The sequence below is a fragment of the Protofrankia sp. Cr1 genome (assembly GCF_963555865.1).
GTDB lineage: Bacteria > Actinomycetota > Actinomycetes > Frankiales > Frankiaceae > Protofrankia.
This window is the reverse complement of record NZ_CAUVXO010000250.1, coordinates 1-3,298: the sequence shown is the minus strand read 5'-3', so window position 1 is coordinate 3,298 and position 3,298 is coordinate 1. Positions and strand designations below refer to the sequence as shown.

The window sequence follows — 3,298 nt, the reverse complement described above, 5'->3', positions numbered from 1 at the left end:
GCTGCGCGACCGTCCGGCGGACCACCGCGAGCGCGGCCGCGATCGCCGTCGCGTCGGTGCCACCGCCCTGGGCGAGGTCGTCCTTGCCCCCACCGCCACCGCCGAGGACCTTCGCGGCGCCGCGGACGAGCTCCCCGGCCTTGATCCCGCGGTCACGCGCGGAAGCGCTCGTACCCACCACGATGACCGGACGCCGGTCCACCGCGGCCGCCGCCGCGACGACCACCGGACGGTCGGCGGCGACTCTGCCGCGGATGTCGAGGACGAGCCTACGAAGATCATCCGCGGATGTGCCGTCCGGCGCATGGTGGGCGACGAGCGCGACCCCGCCGACGTCCTCGGCTGCGCTCGCGAGGTCACCCGCCGCGGCCAGCACCTGTGCGGCCCGCAGCTTCTCCAGCTCCTTCTCGGCGTCGCGCAACCGCCCGAGCACCCCGGCCAGACGCTCGGGCACCTCGGCCCGGGGCGCCTTGAGCACATCGGTGATCTGCGCGACGAGCACGGCCTCGCGAGCCAGGTAGCGGTAGGCGTCCAGGCCGACCAGGGCCTCCACCCGCCGGACCCCCGCCCCGACCGAGGACTCGCCCAACAGCTTGACCAGGCCGAGCTGCCCGGAACGGCGCACATGCGTGCCACCACAGAGCTCACGGGAGTACTCGCCGATCGAGACGACCCGCACCCGGTCGCCGTACTTCTCGCCGAACATCGCGATGGCGCCGGTCCGGCGTGCCTCGTCGGCGTTCATCACCTCGGCGTGCACATCGAGATCCTCGATCAGCACCTGGTTGATCGTCTCCTCCACGTCGGCCAGCACCGACACCGGCACCGCACCGGCGCAGGAGAAGTCGAAGCGGAACCGGCCGGGCGAGTTCTCCGAGCCGGCCTGCGCGGCGCTCGGGCCCAGCGCGTCCCGCAGGGCCTGGTGGGTCAGGTGGGTGGCGCTGTGGGACCGCGAGATCGCCCCCCGCCGGGCCGGGTCGATCTCGGCCCGCGCGTGCATCCCGACCGTGACCCCGCCCGAGCGCACCCGACCACGATGGACGATCAGTCCTGGTAGCGGCTTCTGCACATCGAAGATCTCGATCTCGGTACCGTCGTCGAGGCGGACCGCGCCGCTGTCAGCCAGCTGGCCACCGCCCTCGGCATAGAACGGCGTGCGGTCGAGCACGACCTCGACATCGCTTCCCTCGCCGGCCTCGCGGGCGGGTGACCCGGCCACCAGCAGCCCGCGGACGACGGCGTCCCCGGCGGCGCTGTCATACCCGGTGAACACCGACGGGCCGGCCGCCGCCAGCACGTCCCGGTACGCCGAGGTGTCCACATGCCCGGTCTTCTTCGCCCGGGCATCGGCCTTGGCACGCTCACGCTGCTCGCCCATGAGCCGGCGAAAGCCCTCCGCGTCGACGGTCAGGCCCTGCTCGGCCGCCATCTCCAGGGTGAGATCGATGGGAAACCCGAACGTGTCGTGCAGCTGGAAGGCCCGCGCACCGGTGAGTACACCGCCGCCTGCCTTCTTCGTCTCGCTCGCCGCCAGATCGAAGATGGACGTCCCGGTGCGCAGCGTCGCGAGGAACGACGCCTCCTCGGCGGTCGCCACCGAGTCGATCCGCGCCCGGTCGGTGACAAGTTCGGGATACTGCGGGCCCATCGCCTCGATCGTGACCGCGACCATCTCGGGCATGGTCGCGTCCGGTGCACCGAGCAGGCGCATGTTGCGAATCGCGCGGCGCATCATCCGGCGCAGCACGTAGCCGCGTCCCTCGTTGCCGGGCAGCACGCCGTCGCCGATGAGCATCACCGAGGTGCGCACATGATCAGCAACCACCCGCAGCGACACGTCGCAGGACGCCGCGGCGCCGTAGCGGGCACCGGTGAGCTCCGCGGCCCGGTCGAGGATCAGCCGGGATGTGTCGATCTCGTAGAGGTTGTCGACGCCCTGGAGCACCGCGGCGAGACGCTCCAGGCCGAGGCCGGTGTCGATGTTCTTCGACGGGAGATCGCCGAGGATCGGGTAGTCCTTCTTGGACGACCCCTCACCGCGGATGGACTGCATGAAGACCAGGTTCCAGAGCTCCAGGTAACGCTCGCCGTTCACGGCGGGGCCCCCGTCGATCCCGAACGCCGGCCCGCGGTCGTAGTTGATCTCCGAACAGGGTCCGCACGGCCCCGGCACACCCATCGACCAGAAGTTGTCCTCCATACCGAGGCGTTGGATGCGCTCGGCCGGCACCCCCACCGTCGACCGCCAGATCTCAGCGGTCTCGTCGTCGTCGAGATAGACGGTCACCCACAACCGGCTGTCGTCCAGCCCGTACCCGCCCGCCGCCACCGGCGTGGTGAGTAGTTCCCAGGCCAGGGGGACAACGGTCTCCTTGAAGTAGTCCCCGAAGGAGAAGTTCCCGCACATCTGGAAGAAGGAACCGTGCCGGGTGGTCCTGCCGACCTCTTCGATGTCGGTGGTCCGCACGCATTTCTGGATGCTGGCCGCGCGGGTGTAGGGCGGGCGGACCTCGCCGAGGAAGTACGGCTTGAAGGGAACCATTCCCGCGTTCACGAGCAGCAGCGTGGGGTCGTCCGCGATGAGGGACGCCGACGGCACGACCGTGTGCCCGCGCTCGGCGAAGTAGCGAAGCCAACGGCTCGCGATCTCAGCGGACCTCATCACAAGCCTTCCTCACCGATCGACCGACGATCCCGGCCCATCGTAGCCAGCCGGCCCCCGTCATCGGCGCAGCAGGCCACCGGCGAGATCCAACATCTGCGCGGTCCGGGCGAGGGCCGCGCTCAGCCGCCAAGCCTGCGCGACCGCCTCCTGGATTCCGACCAGCCGCCCGATCGCACCGCAGGTGGACGTGCGGGCAGCCCGCTGGCGGAACTGCTCGAGCGCGGTCCGCGCGGTGTCGATCGAGCCACGAACCCCGGCGAGCCGCGGCAACAAGCCGGTCCCGGCGCCGGCTGTCCCTGCGCCGGCCGGGACAGCCGGGCGGAGAGCCGCGCCGACCGTGACGACGGCCGGCAGACCGACCACGGCGAGATCATCGACCGCGACCGCCAACGAACGCGTCGTGTGGACGGGACAGCCGACCAACGGCACCCGCCCAGCTACCGCGAAAACCGGCCCCTGGGTCAGCCGCCTGGCCGCCGTCGTCTCGCGGGCGATCGCCTCAGTCGTCCGGTGGAGCTGGCCGACCGAGAGGCCGCGACCAGCGGAAAGCCCGCGTTCGAGTTGAGCGAGCTGGGTCTGGGCGACCCGCAGGTGCGCTTGCGCCAGCCGGCCGCGGACCACCGTCCAGACGGT

1 protein-coding gene and 1 pseudogene are annotated in these 3,298 nt (G+C 71.4%); both read right to left on the bottom strand.

Annotated elements, in window-relative coordinates; translation table 11 throughout:
• Nucleotides 1-2,662 (bottom strand): alanine--tRNA ligase (gene alaS / locus U9980_RS17870; protein ID WP_322768963.1); only part of this gene is annotated, 2,662 nt, incomplete at its 3' end.
• A 60-nt stretch (nt 2,663-2,722) separates the two neighbouring features.
• Nucleotides 2,723-3,298, bottom strand: a pseudogene (locus tag U9980_RS17865) (hypothetical protein); the annotation flags it as partial.